Consider the following 15,269-nt stretch of genomic DNA (forward strand, 5'->3'; position numbering starts at 1 on the left):
GGGTGTCTGAGGGAATGGTTTTCCTCAGTCGCCGGCCCCAGTGAACTCGAGTGGAAGCTCGGGGTGATGGGTGGCTGGTCGTTGTTTGAGAACTGCACAGTGGACGCGAGCATCTGTGGCCAAGTTTTTAAGGGCGCACGGTGGATGCCTTGGCACCAGGAACCGATGAAGGACGTGGGAGGCCACGATAGGCCCCGGGGAGTCGTCAACCAGGCTTTGATCCGGGGGTGTCCGAATGGGGAAACCCGGCAGTCGTCATGGGCTGTCACCCTTGCCTGAACACATAGGGCAAGTGGAGGGAACGCGGGGAAGTGAAACATCTCAGTACCCGCAGGAAGAGAAAACAACCGTGATTCCGGGAGTAGTGGCGAGCGAAACCGGATGAGGCCAAACCGTATGCGTGTGAGACCCGGCAGGGGTTGCGCATGCGGGGTTGTGGGATCTCTCTTCTGTCGTCTGCCGGCGACAGGACGAGTCAGAAACCGTTGATGTAGGCGAAGGACATGCGAAAGGTCCGGCGTAGAGGGTAAGACCCCCGTAGTCGAAACGTCAGCGGCTCGTTTGAGAGACACCCAAGTAGCACGGGGCCCGAGAAATCCCGTGTGAATCTGGCGGGACCACCCGCTAAGCCTAAATATTCCCTGGTGACCGATAGCGGATAGTACCGTGAGGGAATGGTGAAAAGTACCGCGGGAGCGGAGTGAAATAGTACCTGAAACCGTGTGCCTACAAGCCGTGGGAGCGTCGGACATCAGCTTGCTGGTGTCTCGTGACTGCGTGCCTTTTGAAGAATGAGCCTGCGAGTTTGCGGTGTGTTGCGAGGTTAACCCGGGTGGGGAAGCCGTAGCGAAAGCGAGTCCGAATAGGGCGATTCAGTAGCACGCTCAAGACCCGAAGCGGAGTGATCTAGCCATGGGCAGGTTGAAGCGGAGGTAAGACTTCGTGGAGGACCGAACCCACCAGGGTTGAAAACCTGGGGGATGACCTGTGGTTAGGGGTGAAAGGCCAATCAAACTCCGTGATAGCTGGTTCTCCCCGAAATGCATTTAGGTGCAGCGTCGTGTGTTTCTTGCCGGAGGTAGAGCACTGGATAGGCGATGGGCCCTACCGGGTTACTGACCTTAGCCAAACTCCGAATGCCGGTAAGTGAGAGCGCGGCAGTGAGACTGTGGGGGATAAGCTCCATGGTCGAGAGGGAAACAGCCCAGAGCATCGACTAAGGCCCCTAAGCGTACGCTAAGTGGGAAAGGATGTGGAGTCGCACAGACAACCAGGAGGTTGGCTTAGAAGCAGCCACCCTTGAAAGAGTGCGTAATAGCTCACTGGTCTAGTGATTCCGCGCCGACAATGTAGCGGGGCTCAAGCGTACCGCCGAAGTCGTGTCATTGCAGCAAATACTCCCAACGGAGGCTGTGATGGGTAGGGGAGCGTCGTCTGCCGGGTGAAGCAGCACCGGAAGGTAGTTGTGGACGGTTGACGAGTGAGAATGCAGGCATGAGTAGCGATTCACACGTGGGAAACGTGTGCGCCGATTGACTAAGGGTTCCTGGGTCAAGCTGATCTGCCCAGGGTAAGTCGGGACCTAAGGCGAGGCCGACAGGCGTAGTCGATGGATAACCGGTTGATATTCCGGTACCCGCTGTGAAGCGTCAAACATCGAGCATCGTGATGCTAAGGCCGTGAAGCCGCCCCGGAGCCTTCGGGCAAAGGGGAGTGGTGGAGCCGCCGAACCAAGCGGTTAGTAGGTGAGTGATGGGGTGACGCAGGAAGGTAGTCCATCCCGGGCGGTGGTTGTCCCGGGGTAAGGGTGTAGGCCGTGATCTAGGCAAATCCGGATCACTTAAGGCTGAGACCTGATGCCGAGCCGATTGTGGTGAAGTGGATGATCCTATGCTGTCGAGAAAAGCCTCTAGCGAGTTTCATGGCGGCCCGTACCCTAAACCGACTCAGGTGGTCAGGTAGAGAATACCGAGGCGTTCGGGTGAACTATGGTTAAGGAACTCGGCAAAATGCCCCCGTAACTTCGGGAGAAGGGGGGCCACGCTTGGTGAGAGGACTTGCTCCTCGAGCTGGGGGTGGCCGCAGAGACCAGCGAGAAGCGACTGTTTACTAAAAACACAGGTCCGTGCGAAGCCGTAAGGCGATGTATACGGACTGACGCCTGCCCGGTGCTGGAACGTTAAGGGGACCGGTTAGTCACATTTCGGTGTGGCGAAGCTGAGAACTTAAGCGCCAGTAAACGGCGGTGGTAACTATAACCATCCTAAGGTAGCGAAATTCCTTGTCGGGTAAGTTCCGACCTGCACGAATGGCGTAACGACTTCTCGACTGTCTCAACCATAGGGCCCGGTGAAATTGCACTACGAGTAAAGATGCTCGTTTCGCGCAGCAGGACGGAAAGACCCCGGGACCTTTACTACAGTTTGATATTGGTGTTCGGTTCGGCTTGTGTAGGATAGCTGGGAGACTTTGAAGTCCATACGCCAGTATGGGTGGAGTCGTCGTTGAAATACCAGTCTGGTCGTGCTGGATGTCTAACCTGGGTCCGTGATCCGGATCAGGGACAGTGTCTGATGGGTAGTTTAACTGGGGCGGTTGCCTCCTAAAGAGTAACGGAGGCGCCCAAAGGTTCCCTCAGCCTGGTTGGCAATCAGGTGTTGAGTGTAAGTGCACAAGGGAGCTTGACTGTGAGACCGACGGGTCGAGCAGGGACGAAAGTCGGGACTAGTGATCCGGCGGTGGCTTGTGGAAGCGCCGTCGCTCAACGGATAAAAGGTACCCCGGGGATAACAGGCTGATCTTCCCCAAGAGTCCATATCGACGGGATGGTTTGGCACCTCGATGTCGGCTCGTCGCATCCTGGGGCTGGAGTCGGTCCCAAGGGTTGGGCTGTTCGCCCATTAAAGCGGTACGCGAGCTGGGTTTAGAACGTCGTGAGACAGTTCGGTCCCTATCCGCTGCGCGCGCAGGAATATTGAGAAGGGCTGTCCCTAGTACGAGAGGACCGGGACGGACGAACCTCTGGTGTGCCAGTTGTTCTGCCAAGGGCATGGCTGGTTGGCTACGTTCGGGAGGGATAACCGCTGAAAGCATCTAAGCGGGAAGCCTGCTTCGAGATGAGTATTCCCACCCACTTGATGGGGTAAGGCTCCCAGTAGACGACTGGGTTGATAGGCCGGATCTGGAAGCACGGTAACGTGTGGAGGTGACCGGTACTAATAGGCCGAGGGCTTGTCCTCAGTTGCTCGCGTCCACTGTGTTAGTTCTGAGGCAACGACCGTGTTTTTTTTCCGGTCTAACTTCATAGTGTTTCGGTGGTTATAGCGTGAGGGAAACGCCCGGTTACATTCCGAACCCGGAAGCTAAGCCTTACAGCGCCGATGGTACTGCAGGGGGGACCCTGTGGGAGAGTAGGACGCCGCCGAACAAATTGTGGGAAAACCCCGCACCTTTCTGGTGCGGGGTTTTCTGCGTTTACAGTGGCCCCATGCGCTATGACCTCGTCATCTTCGACAACGACGGCGTGCTCGTGGACAGCGAGCCCATTTCCAACCGGCTCCTGGCCGCCTACCTGACCGAGCTGGGGCACCCGACGTCGTACGAGGACTCCATACGGGACTACATGGGCTCGGCCATGCACCGGGTTCATGAGCTGGTCCTGGAGCGGACGGGGCGGACGCTGCCCGCCGACTTCGACGACGTGTTCCACGCACGCGTCTTCGCCGCCTTCGAGCGGGAGTTGCAGCCCGTGGCGGGCGTCGGCGAGGTGCTGGACAAGCTGACGGCGGACGGGGTGCCGTACTGCGTGGCCTCGTCAGGGAGTCATGCGCGGATCCGGGTGGGGCATCGGACGACCGGGCTGGACCGGTGGTTCGGGGAGGAGCGGATCTTCAGTTCCGAGGACGTGGGGCGGGGGAAGCCGGCGCCGGACCTGTTCCTGTACGCCGCCGAGCGGATGGGTGTCGTTCCCGAGCGGTGTGCGGTCGTCGAGGACAGTCCGCTGGGCGTGCAGGCGGCCGTGGCGGCCGGGATGGACGTGTACGGGTTCACCGCGATGACGCCGGCCGGCAAGCTCGCCCAGGCCACTCGACTCTTCGACGACATGGGTGAGTTGACAGGGCTGCTCGGCTGACAAATGTCATGCCGAGCCCCGGACGATCGTTTCTACTGCGGTGAGGGTGCCCTCCGCGAAGCTGAACGCATGACGACGAAGACGAGCACCACCGGCAAGGCGAGCAAGCAGAGCACCTTCGGGCCGCTGATCGTGGACATGGCGGTGCCCGTCGGCTCCTACTACCTCTTCAAGGAGGCTTTCGGGGCCGGCACCTTCGCGGCCCTCGCACTGAGCAGCGTGGTGCCGGCCGTGCGGACGGTGTGGAGCGCCGTGAAGGAGCGGAAGGCGAATGTGTTCGCCGCACTGATCCTCGTGGTCAACGTCGTGTCGCTGGCGCTGAGTTTCCTCTCGGGCGACCCGCGGTTGATGCTCGTCAAGGACAGCGGGGTCAGCAGCGTGATCGGGATCGCCGTGCTGGTGTCGGTGGCGATGGGCCGGCCGATGATGACGGAGGCGTTCAAGCCCTTCCTGACGCGGGGTGACACGGCGCGGGAGGCCGCCTGGGAGCGGCTGGCCGTCGGCTCGGTCGCGTTCCGCCGGCTGGAGCGGCTCTTCTCCGGGGTGTGGGGCGTGGCCCTGCTCGCCGAGTGCGCGGCGCGGATCGTGGGGGCGTACACCGTGCCCGTCGACACCATGGTCTGGCTCGGGTCGGTCATCCTCGCCGGGGCGATCACGCTGGCCCTCCTCGTCAGCCGTAAGGCCGCCGCCGAGCCCATGGCGCGGATGCTCACCGCCGAGGTGAACGCGGCCGCGGAGACCGTGCGGGACGAGGTCGCGATCGCCGCCTGACCGCACCACCGATAAAGCTGAGGAAAATTCATCTTTGGCTGGATCTACCCACAGGTAGCCAGGGGCCCTACGCTCGCCGCCATGACAGATGTGCTGCGGCGCGGCAGGGCCTCTTTGGCGTTCAGCTTCTTCGTGCAGGGCGCCACCTTCGCTCTCCTGGTGACCCGCATCCCGGCCATCCAGGACCGGTACGGCGTCTCCGACGCCCTGCTGCCGGCCTTCCTGGCCGCCGTGCCCATCCTGGCCGGCGTCGGAAGCGTGACGACCGAGCAGCTGGTGAAGCGGATACGGCCCAGCGTCCTGCTGCGGTGTCTGCAGCCGGTGGTGATGCTGGCGCTGATCGGCGTGGGGTCGGGGGACCGACTGGTCGAGCTGGGGCTCGCGTTGGGGGCCTTCGGGCTGGCCGTGGGTGGGCTGGACGCCTCGATGAACATGCTCGGGGTGAGCCTGCAGCGATCGTACGGGCGCAGCATCATGCTCAGCTTCCACGCCGCGTTCAGCCTGGGCGGGATCGTCGGGGCCTCGCTGGCCTGGGTGGGCGCGCACTGGCATCTCGCGCTGTGGGTGTCGTATCTGCCGGTCGTCGCGGTGCTGCTGCCCGCCGTGCTGATCGGGAGCCGGTGGTACGTCGACGCGGGCGCGGGCTCCGACGCGGAGGACGGGGAGGGCGGTCAGACGCAGTCCGTCGTCTTCAAGCTGCTGCTGCCGCTGTGCCTGGTGATGACCTTCGCGTACATCGGGGACTCGACCGTCTCCAACTGGAGCGCGAAGTACCTGAAGGACGTGCTCGGGAGCTCGGAGCAGCTGTCGACCGTGCCGTACAACGTCTACATGGTGACCACGCTGCTCGGGCGGACGCTGGGGGACGCGGGGGTGCGGCGGTTCGGGGCCGTCGCCGTCGTGCGGCTGGGGGCGGTGGTGGCGGCCGCGGGGTTCGCCGTGGTAGCCGTGGCGCCGGGGGCGTGGGTCGGGATGCTCGGGTTCACGCTGCTGGGGCTCGGACTGTGCGTGCTGGTGCCGCAGACCTTCGCGGCGGCCGGGCGGCTGTTCCCGGGGGCCTCGGACGCGGCCGTGGCGCGGCTGAACATCTTCAACTACGTCGGGTTCCTGATCGGCTCGCCGCTGGTGGGGGCGCTGGGCGACACGTGGAGCTACCGCGGGGCGATGCTCGTACCGATGGTGTTGGTGCTGGTGACCCTCGTGTACGCCCGCTCGTTCGCACCTCGACCGGACCGATACGGTGGCGAGCATGAGCGGCCGCGCACAGCTGATGTGGGACGAGGCAGTAACGGGCTATGACTTCGGTCCGGACCATCCGATGGATCCGGTCCGGCTCGCCCTGACCAAGCACCTCGTCGATGCCTTCGGGCTGGACAAGGACGTCGAGGTGGTGGCGGCGAAGCCCGCCGGGGAGTCGACGCTGCGGCTCGTCCACCGCGAGGACTACATCGACGCCGTGAAGGCGGCCTCGGCCGACCCCGGGGCCGCGGACGGGGCGTACGGGATCGGCACCATGGACGATCCGGCCTTCGCCGGGATGCACGAGGTGTCCGCGACGATCGCCGGGCAGTCGGTGGGGGCGGCGGAGGCGGTGTGGCGCGGGGAGGCCCTGCACGCCGTGAACTTCACGGGCGGGCTGCACCACGCGATGCCGGGCGGCGCCTCCGGGTTCTGCATCTACAACGACGCCTCCCTCGCGATCGCCCGGCTGCTGGAGCTGGGCGCCGAGCGCGTCGCGTACGTCGATGTGGACGTGCATCACGGGGACGGCGTGCAGGCGGCGTTCTGGGAGGACCCGCGCGTGCTGACGATCTCGCTGCACGAGCATCCCCGGACGCTGTTCCCGCAGACCGGGTGGCCCGAGGAGACGGGGGCCGACTCGGCGGAGGGATCGGCCGTGAACGTGGCGCTGCCGGCCGGCACCGGGGACGCCGGGTGGCTGCGGGCCTTCCACGCCGTGGTGCCCGAGCTGATCGCGGACTTCCGGCCGCAGGTGCTGGTGACGCAGCACGGGGCCGACACGCACTTCGAGGACCCGCTGGCGCACCTCGCCGTGTCGCTGGACGCGCAGCGGGCCGTGCAGGTCGCCTGCCACGACCTGGCGCACCGGTACGCCGACGGCAGGTGGGTGGCGCTGGGCGGCGGCGGATACGCGGTGGTCGAGGTCGTGCCGCGGTCCTGGACGCATCTGGTGGGGATCGCCGCGGGACGTGAGATCACGCCGGAGACGGTGATTCCCGAGAGCTGGCGGCAGGAAGTCTTCGCGCGCACCCGGCAGTTGGCGCCGGGGCGGATGACGGACGGGCGGTGGCCGGTGTCCTGGGCCGAGTGGGAGGCGGGGTACGACCCCGCGGACCGGCTCGACCAGGCGGTGCTGGCGACCCGGCGGGCGGTGTTCCCGCTGCGGGGCCTGCTGGCGTAGGCGCCGGTGGGAGCGTTACGCCAACTGTGCGGTGTTTGCCTGTTCGTGTGGCCGCGGCCGGGCCGGTCCGCCACCATCGCAAGCGTGTTGAGCACCGGAGCCCTGCGCGCTCATCTGCTGGCTGCCCGCCTCGCGGGACCGGTGGCCACCTCGCGCGAGGAGAGCCTGCGGAGCTACCGGCTCTTCGCGGCGCGCGACCCCCGGGTGCTGATCGGACTTGATCCGGCATGGGCATGGAAACTGCGCGATGTGATGGAGGTGATGGCGCAGAAGTGCGGGGTTTCGGCCGATCCGCGCCAGGTTTCAGGTCATGATGTGATCGATCCTGAGCTTACATTGACCGCTCTGGATGCCTTCGCTGAACGTCTGGCGGCTGCGGCCCAGCGCAGCGCGCCTGTGCTCCTCGGCACCGGACACCCGCACCGCCTGCTGGGCTTCTACGCCGCCTTGGCGGACGCGCTGTCGGCGGCGGGATGTGCCGTCCTCACACCGGCGCATGGTCGCCGTGTCGACATAACGACCCGGTTCGGTCTACGCACGTACAACCTTGAGTACGTACGGCGCGTCGCGTTCGTCCGCGAACCCGGGACGCCCCGCCCCGGTTGTGCGACCGGCGCGCACACGCACTCACCGATGCCGGTTCGCCTCGCGCTGGCCGCGGCCGCCGAGGCCGGCGGGCCGCTGCCCGAGCTTGTCATCGGGGACCACGGCTGGGTCTGCGGGGCAGGTCAGCTGGGGTTCGAGGCCATTGGTCTGGCAGATACGGATGACCCCGCGCTCTTTGTGGGGCAGGCTGAGGGGGTCGTGTCCGTCGTCGTTCCACTTGATGACGCTGTGCGGTCTGATTACTACCGGCCGCTTACCCGCTACGTACTCAATCGAGCGTGTCTGTCACAGTAGGCCGCCGATGGGTGCACCTCTTCCCCACTCGCATCACCCGCCCCTACATTGGGGAGTGAGCACGCAGCGACGAAGAGTCACCGGAAGGGGAAGCCGGTGGCCGTCGAGTGCGGAAGGTTCAGGTGTGTCATGGCTGCTGAGCAGAGGCCTCTGAGCGAGGTTCAGTTCCTTACCGTGGCGGAGGTCGCCTCGGTGATGCGAGTGTCGAAGATGACCGTGTACCGCTTGGTGCACAGCGGTCATCTGCCCGCGATCAGGGTGGGGCGGTCCTTCCGCGTCCCCGAGAACGCGGTTCACGAATACCTCCGCGAGAGCTACGTGGGGGTGGAAACCGCCTGACGACGACGGGTCCGAGGGAGATCCTCAGGGCACTCAGGGACCTCCCCGGACCCCTCGTCGACTCCTCGATTACGACCTCAGCGCTCGGACGGGTAGGCTAGCCCCTCGTAGGTCGTGTGGGCCCATGGCGCCCAAACACCGAGTGATGAGAAGTGAGCGAGGGTAGTCGTGGGCTCTGTTATCAAGAAGCGGCGCAAGCGGATGGCCAAGAAGAAGCACCGCAAGCTGCTCAAGCGCACGCGCGTTCAGCGTCGCAACAAGAAGTAAGGCGACGCGGCGCAGCAGCGTGTTCATGTGGCCCCCCACCGCATCCGGTGGGGGGCCACATGCGTTCTCGGTTCATGGACGTTCACATGGCCGGGTCCGGTCGTAGGTGCTGTGGATGTGGTTACTTCATGCATTGGGCGGTCATCACAGCGCAACATCGACCCGCTAAGTTGGCCGCACACGGGGAACGCGGCAGGCTACGACTACCGGATGTGCTGGAAGGAAGGCGCTGATCTTGGGCAAGGTCGTGCTCGTGACCGGAGTGGCCCGCAGGCTGGGAGGTCGGTTCGTCCGACGGATCCAGCGCGACCCGCGGGTGGACCGGGTCGTGGCCGTGGACGCGGTTCCGCCCGAGCACCATCTCGGGGGCGCCGACTTCATCCAGGCCGACATTCGGCAGCCCACCATTGCGCGGGTGCTCGCCGAGACGGGCGCCGACACGGTCGTCCACCTGGATGTGACCGCCATGGCGCTGGGCAGCGGCAGCCGGACCACGGTCAAGGAGACCAACGTCATCGGCACCATGCAGCTGCTCGGTGCCTGCCAGAAGTCGCCAACGGTCAAGCGGCTGGTGGTGAAGTCCAGTACGAACGTGTACGGCTCCGCGCCCCGCGACCCGGCCGTCTTCACCGAGACGACCCCGCCCAAGTCCCTGCCCTCCGGCGGGTTCGCGAAGGACACGGTGGAGGTCGAGGGATACGTCCGGGGCTTCGCCCGCCGGCGGCCCGACGTGGCCGTCTGCGTGCTGCGTTTCGCCAACATCCTCGGCTCGGCCGCCGACACCCCGCTCGCCTCGTACTTCGCGCTGCCGGTGCTGCCGACCGTGTTCGGCTACGACCCGCGGCTGCAGTTCGTGCACGAGGACGACGTGATGGAGGTGCTGCGGATCGCCTCGCACGAGCCGGAGCGGGGCACGCTCAACAGCGGCACCTTCAACATCGCCGGCGACGGCGTCCTGCTGCTGTCGCAGTGCTCGCGGCGGCTCGGCAAGCCCACCGTGCCCCTGCTGCTGCCGGCCGTCACCTGGGCCGGCTCGCTGGTGCGTACCCTGGGAGTGACCGACTTCTCGCCCGAGCAGATCCGGCTGCTGACGCACGGCCGGGTCGTGGCGACCGACCAGATGCGGGAGACGCTCGGGTTCCGGCCGAAGTACACGACGGCGGAGACCTTCGCCGACTTCGCCCGCAGCCACGGACCCGGACTCCTGCCGCCGGAGGCCCTCGCGGGGGCCGTCGACCGGATCGCCGCACTGCCCCTCCCGGGCAGTGGCCACCCCCCGACGCAAAGCGCCAACTGAGGAGCGCATCAACGATGGCGGACGCCAAGGTCATTCCGTTCGACGACGACCGGTCCCGCGGGAGCGCCGTACAGCGGCCGCCGCGCCGCCGGGGCGCGGGGAGCCGGCGCAAGACCGCGGAACCCGCGCAGGTCGGAGAGGTCCAGCCCCTGCCCGGCAGGGCCTCGGCGCAGGATGATGTTCCCGTGACGCGTGAGGAACAGCAGCCCGGGAGGCCGCGCGACGAGGGCGGCCTGGAGCGGCGCATCGCGCACGGGCTGGACTTCCTGCGCCGCCGCCTCACCGGCGACTACGAGGTCGACGACTTCGGGTACGACGAGGAGTTGACCGACCAGGTCCTGATGTCCCTGCTGCGGCCCGTGTACGAGAAGTACTTCCGGGTCGAGGTGAAGGGCGTCGAGAACATCCCGAAGGACGGCGGCGCGCTGATCGTCGCCAACCACTCGGGCACCCTGCCGATGGACGGCCTGATGCTGCAGGTCGCCGTCCACGACAACCACCCCGCCGACCGGCATCTGCGGCTGCTCGCCGCCGACCTGGTCTTCATGCTGCCCGTCGTCAACGAGCTGGCCCGCAAGCTCGGTCACACCCTGGCCTGCGCGGAGGACGCCGAACGCCTCCTCGCCCAGGGCGAGTTGGTCGGCGTGATGCCGGAGGGCTTCAAGGGCATCGGCAAGCCCTTCTCCGAGCGCTACAAGCTCCAGCGCTTCGGGCGCGGCGGGTTCGTCTCGACGGCCCTGCGCCAGGGCGTCCCGATCATCCCGTGCTCGATCGTGGGCGCGGAGGAGATCTACCCGATGATCGGCAACGCGAAGACGCTGGCCCGCCTCCTGGGCTTCCCGTACTTCCCGCTGACGCCGACCTTCCCGTGGCTCGGCCCGCTCGGCGCCATCCCCCTGCCCACCAAGTGGACGATCCAGTTCGGCGAACCGATCCCGACCGACGGCTACCCCCCGGAGGCCGCCGAAGACCCGATGCTGATGTTCAACCTGACCGACCAGGTCAGGGAGCAGATCCAGCACACGCTGTACAAGCTGCTGGTGCAGCGGCGGTCGGTGTTCTTCTGAGGTTTCGGTACGACGGTGGGGGCGCCCTTCCCGAGAAGGGCGCCCCCACCGTCGTAGCCGCTAGGAGCCGGAGTTGTCGCCCTCGATGCCCAGGCCGGGCAGGAGGCCCGGGAGGAGGGGCGGGATCGTCACGTCCGGGTTGGTGCTGGGCGAACCGCTCGCCGAGGGGGACGCGGTGCCGCTGGACTTGGGCGGGTCGAGCAGACCGCCGGTGCTGCCGCCGAGCAGGCCGTCGCTGCCGGTCGTGGCCGAGCCGCTCGGGCTGCTGGAGTGGCCGCCGCCCGTGGAGCCGTTGCCCTGGCCCGGCGAGGCCGAGCCGTGACCGGCGCCCGAGCTGCCCGTGGGTGCCGTACTCGAACCGCCGTGTCTGCCGTCGCCGCCCTGGGCAGGCGGCTCGGGGAGCAGGGACTGCAGCGGGGCGACCTCTTCGTCTATGGCGTCGAAGACCGAGGACACCTCGTCGCTGACGTCGCCGAGCTGGACCGGGAGCTTGTCGCGCAGTACGCCCCAGACCTCGCGGTGCGATCGGGAGAAGGCGGAGAGGGCCTGGATGGGGCCGAGGGAATGCGGGTCGCGCTCGTACGCCTCGTGCAGCAGCCGGTGGCCCTCGGAGGCGTCGTGCTGCATGCCGGACAGGGCGCGGCGGATCTCGCCCACGGACTCGTGGTCGAGGTGGCCGCCGCGACCGCGGTCCATCAGCCGGCGCGCCTCGTTCAGCCGGGTCGAGGCGAGGTCGAGATAGGCCTGGCCCTGATGGTCCGCACCCTCGGTGAGGTAGTTGAGCTTGAAGTCCTCGATGCCGCGCTTGAGGCCGTAGAGCGAGTCGCCGGGCAGGGCGTCCGAGCTGGCCGCGGCGACGCCGCCGAAGGCTCCCGCGGCGACGCCGACGCTGAGCCCGCCCGCGGCGAGCCCCTTGGTCAGCCGGGACCGGGGGCGCAACTTGCCCAGCCCGCTCGCCCGGTGTGTGCCCCGGGCGCGATGGGAACGCTGTTCGGGCACCGAAGGATCGGCCGCCTCGCCTCCGGCGCCCTCCTGCAGCATGGCCTCGAACGCGGCCACCAGCTGGGCCCGCTGGACGACCTTGACTTCGGGGTCCAGCACCGGCTTGGGCAGCTCGCCGAGGTCGATCACCAGGGCCAGCAGCTCGGCCTGCTCGGTCCGTTCCGCCGCCGCTGGTGGGGGTGTTTCGGACTGCTGAGCCGCCGTGTCCCGGTCGGGCTGCTCGTCCAGGGCCTGGGCGAAGGCGTTCGCCCGCCGGTGCGCCGATACGTTCGCGATCACTGGCGGCACCTCCTCTCGTCATGACGGTCGACTCCCCAGGGGGTCCTGAGGGTTGCACGCCCCGGCCACGACCACACGATCGGGTGATCGGAGTCGGCCAGGGAGTGACCACAGGGAGCCTGCATCCCGCACAACGAGCGGCGCGGCACTTGGGTTACGGACGACGGATGATCGGATCGGGAAGTCAACGGACTTTCACTGAAAGTGAGTTGAGTGTCGCGGAGCGTGTCGGGCTCAGCGGGCGTCGTCCGGCAGCAGCCGGGCGAGGGTGCGCACGGCCCGGTACTGCAGGGTCTTGATCGCGCCCTCGTTCTTGCCCATCACGCGGGCGGTCTCGGCGACCGACAGGCCCTGCAGGAAGCGCAGGGTCACGCACTCCTGCTGCTGCGGGTTGAGCCGGCGGACGGCCTCCAGCAGGGCCGCGTTGGAGAGGGACTCCAGGACGGAGTCCTCCGGGGAGCGCTCGACCTCGTTGGCGTCGAGCATCTCGCCGGTGGTCACCTCCAGCCGGAAGCGGCTCGACTTGAAGTGGTCGGCGACCAGGTTGCGGGCGATCGTGACCAGCCAGGCGCCGAAGTCGCGGCCCTGCCAGGTGAACGTGCCGATGCGGCGCAGGGCGCGCAGGAACGTCTCGCTGGTGAGGTCCTCGGCGGTGGCCTTCCCGCCCACGCGGTAGTAGATGTACCGGTAGACGGTGTCGCTGTACTGGTCGTAGAGGCGCCCGAAGGCGTCGGCCTCGCCGGCCTGGGCCCGCTCGACCAGCTCCATCATCCGGGCGCTGTCGCTGTCCGCGGCCGGGCGGCGCGCGGTGGTGCCGGCGGCGGCCGCGCGGCCTCGTCTGCCGACCGCGGCACTGCCGTCAGCCAGTGCGTAGCACGGACCGACGGGCGCGGCGGCGGCGCCCGCGAGGGCGGGGACGGCGTACGCGGTGGGGACGAAGTCGCGCAACAGGTTGAGGACCGTTGCGCGCAGCGTAGCCAGGCCCGAGGCGTCAACCCCGACGTGTGGGTACACGGGACTCCCAGAGGCAGAGCTTCCATCACGTGCAGTACGGGACCGTTCACCCGTCGTAGCGACGGAGGGGTACCGGATTGCGTCTGAGGAGAATAACGCTTCGTACAGGCGCTGCTACACCGAGTTGCTCAAATCATCGATTACGTCGTTTCCGTAACCGATTGGCGCACGATCAAGTACCAGAGAGTGACCGTTTGTTGATCGAAAAGGTTCGGCTTACGGCTGGGAACGGGGCGGGTTGTGGCCGTGTGCAGCCAATGCGACTGGACAGCGGCCTGTGGGGGCATGACCTGCGGATTGGCTTGTTTGTGCGGACGGCCCGGAAAACGAAAGAGGGGCGTCGCACAGGCGACGCCCCTCTTTCGAAGCCGGTGAGGGTGAACTCAGCGGCGCCGCCGGCTGAGGGCGATCGCCGCCGCGGTGCCGCCGGCCACCGCGCCCACGCCCGCCGCGGCCGGGATGCCCACCTTGGCGGCCTTGCGGCCCGTGCGGTAGTCCCGCAGGCGCCAGTCCAGGTTCCGCGCGTGCTTGCGGAGCTTGGTGTCGGGATTGATGGCGTAGGGGTGGCCGACCAGGGACAGCATCGGGATGTCGTTGTGGCTGTCGCTGTAGGCCGCGCAGCGGGACAGGTCCAGGCCCTCCGCCGCCGCCAGCGCGCGGACCGCCTCCGCCTTCGCCGGGCCGTGCAGGGGCTCGCCGACCAGCTTGCCCGTGTAGACGCCGTCGACGGACTCGGCGACCGTGCCCAGGGCGCCGGTCAGGCCCAGGCGGCGGGCGATCACCTGGGCGATCTCCACCGGGGCGGCGGTGACCAGCCACACCTTCTGGCCCGCGTCCAGGTGGGCCTGCGCCAGGGCGCGGGTGCCCGGCCAGATGCGCTCGGCCATGTACTCGTCGTAGATCTCCTCGCCGATGGACTTCAGCTCGGCGACGCGGTGGCCCTGGACGATCGACAGCGCCGAGTCGCGGGCCTCCTGCATGTGTTCCGGGTCCTCGACGCCGGCCAGCCTGAACCACGCCTGCTGCCAGGCGAACTTGGCGAGGTCGCGGGTCTCGAAGAACTTGCGCTTGTAGAGGCCGCGGCCGAAGTGGAAGAGGGCGGCACCCTGCATGACGGTGTTGTCCAGGTCGAAGAAGGCGGCTGCCTTGTCGTCGCCCAGCACCGGGAACTGAGGTTCCTCGACGGCGAGGTCGGGGGCGAGTTCGGGGGTCTGCGAGTCCTGCGACGACTTGCGGGCGGCCTCAGCCGAGGCCTCGCCTGCCAACACGCTCCGCGCCGTGGCGGAGCGCCTACGGGGAGTGAGCCATCCGAGAGCGGCCATGCCCGTGAGCATAGCCAGTTTGTTCGGTGACTTCGGAGTCGAGAGGTTTGGAGGTTGTGAACTCTGAGCGGCCCGGCCGTTAAACAAGCGATCCGGCGACGCCACAATGGCTCGTATGAGTCCCGTTTTTCGTCGCAAGGCGCCGCGCCCTCAGGACCGAGTGGTCACTCTGGTCCGGAAGCAGGGCTGTCATCTGTGTGATGACGCACAAGTCGTGGTGGAGAAGGTGTGTGGCGAGCTCGGTGTGACGTGGGAGGAGAAGGACATCGCGCTCGATCCACAACTCCATGACCAGTACTGGGAGCAGATTCCGGTCGTCCTGATCGACGGCGCCCAGCACACCTTCTGGCGCGTCGACGAGGCGCGACTGCGCAAGGCGCTCGCTTAGGATCGAAGGCGTCTGGTCTCGGGGGCGGGGATCCGAAGAGGAGTGTGTGCGGTCTTGCCCCCAAGAACA

The 15,269-nt window shown here is 67.0% G+C and carries 13 protein-coding genes and 2 rRNA genes; 12 read left to right on the plus strand and 3 right to left on the minus strand.

Annotated elements, in window-relative coordinates:
• The first annotated feature begins 117 nt into the window (after positions 1 to 117).
• From LN251_RS16195 to LN251_RS16245, 11 genes are all read left to right on the plus strand, one after another.
• Positions 118 to 3,239, plus strand: a 23S ribosomal RNA gene (locus LN251_RS16195).
• A gap of 71 nt (positions 3,240 to 3,310) precedes the next feature.
• Positions 3,311 to 3,427: ribosomal RNA gene (rrf, locus tag LN251_RS16200) — 5S ribosomal RNA — on the plus strand.
• 60 nt (positions 3,428 to 3,487) lie between these two features.
• Entirely contained in the window at positions 3,488 to 4,132 is a 645-nt protein-coding gene (locus tag LN251_RS16205; RefSeq protein ID WP_458245038.1) for an HAD family hydrolase, read from the plus strand.
• A gap of 69 nt (positions 4,133 to 4,201) precedes the next feature.
• Positions 4,202 to 4,903, plus strand: coding sequence for a VC0807 family protein (locus tag LN251_RS16210; protein WP_458245039.1), 702 nt, complete (start codon positions 4,202 to 4,204; stop codon positions 4,901 to 4,903).
• A gap of 81 nt (positions 4,904 to 4,984) precedes the next feature.
• Positions 4,985 to 6,202, plus strand: a complete 1,218-nt coding sequence (locus LN251_RS16215; RefSeq protein ID WP_458245040.1) for an MFS transporter — start codon at positions 4,985 to 4,987, stop codon at positions 6,200 to 6,202.
• Positions 6,153 to 7,325, plus strand: coding sequence for an acetoin utilization protein AcuC (locus LN251_RS16220; protein ID WP_458245041.1), 1,173 nt, complete (start codon positions 6,153 to 6,155; stop codon positions 7,323 to 7,325). The genes LN251_RS16215 and LN251_RS16220 overlap by 50 nt, the downstream gene beginning before the upstream one ends.
• An 84-nt stretch (positions 7,326 to 7,409) precedes the next feature.
• Positions 7,410 to 8,225: a phosphatase gene (locus LN251_RS16225; protein WP_458245042.1), complete on the plus strand. Its 816-nt coding sequence runs from the start codon at positions 7,410 to 7,412 to the stop codon at positions 8,223 to 8,225.
• A gap of 129 nt (positions 8,226 to 8,354) precedes the next feature.
• Positions 8,355 to 8,564, plus strand: coding sequence for a helix-turn-helix domain-containing protein (locus LN251_RS16230; protein WP_016437488.1), 210 nt, complete (start codon positions 8,355 to 8,357; stop codon positions 8,562 to 8,564).
• A gap of 168 nt (positions 8,565 to 8,732) precedes the next feature.
• On the plus strand, positions 8,733 to 8,831 hold the full coding sequence (locus LN251_RS16235; RefSeq protein ID WP_003948845.1) for a 30S ribosomal protein bS22: 99 nt from the start codon (positions 8,733 to 8,735) through the stop codon (positions 8,829 to 8,831).
• A gap of 235 nt (positions 8,832 to 9,066) precedes the next feature.
• Complete coding sequence (locus LN251_RS16240) at positions 9,067 to 10,128, plus strand: NAD-dependent epimerase/dehydratase family protein (protein WP_458245043.1); 1,062 nt, start codon at positions 9,067 to 9,069, stop codon at positions 10,126 to 10,128.
• Positions 10,129 to 10,142: 14 nt separating this feature from the next.
• A complete protein-coding gene (locus LN251_RS16245) occupies positions 10,143 to 11,195 on the plus strand; it encodes a lysophospholipid acyltransferase family protein (RefSeq protein ID WP_458245044.1) in 1,053 nt (350 codons plus the stop codon).
• Between the two features lie 60 nt (positions 11,196 to 11,255).
• Here LN251_RS16245 and LN251_RS16250 read toward each other — a convergent pair whose 3' ends face one another.
• The 3 genes from LN251_RS16250 to LN251_RS16260 all read right to left on the minus strand — a co-directional run bounded on the left by LN251_RS16250 (position 11,256) and on the right by LN251_RS16260 (position 14,812).
• On the minus strand, positions 11,256 to 12,476 hold the full coding sequence (locus LN251_RS16250; RefSeq protein WP_458245045.1) for a DUF5667 domain-containing protein: 1,221 nt from the start codon (positions 12,474 to 12,476) through the stop codon (positions 11,256 to 11,258).
• A 234-nt stretch (positions 12,477 to 12,710) separates the two neighbouring features.
• Complete coding sequence (locus LN251_RS16255; RefSeq protein WP_458245046.1) at positions 12,711 to 13,490, minus strand: ECF subfamily RNA polymerase sigma factor, BldN family; 780 nt, start codon at positions 13,488 to 13,490, stop codon at positions 12,711 to 12,713.
• A gap of 383 nt (positions 13,491 to 13,873) precedes the next feature.
• The gene (locus LN251_RS16260) at positions 13,874 to 14,812 is read right to left on the minus strand and encodes an HAD family hydrolase (RefSeq protein ID WP_458245047.1); all 939 of its coding nucleotides are present in this window, start codon (positions 14,810 to 14,812) and stop codon (positions 13,874 to 13,876) included.
• Between the two features lie 106 nt (positions 14,813 to 14,918).
• Here LN251_RS16260 and LN251_RS16265 point away from each other — a divergent pair, with 106 nt between their 5' ends.
• Entirely contained in the window at positions 14,919 to 15,200 is a 282-nt protein-coding gene (locus LN251_RS16265; RefSeq protein ID WP_458245048.1) for a glutaredoxin family protein, read from the plus strand.
• Positions 15,201 to 15,269 lie beyond the last annotated feature (69 nt).

It is taken from the genome of Streptomyces sp. MAI_2237 (assembly GCF_054189285.1).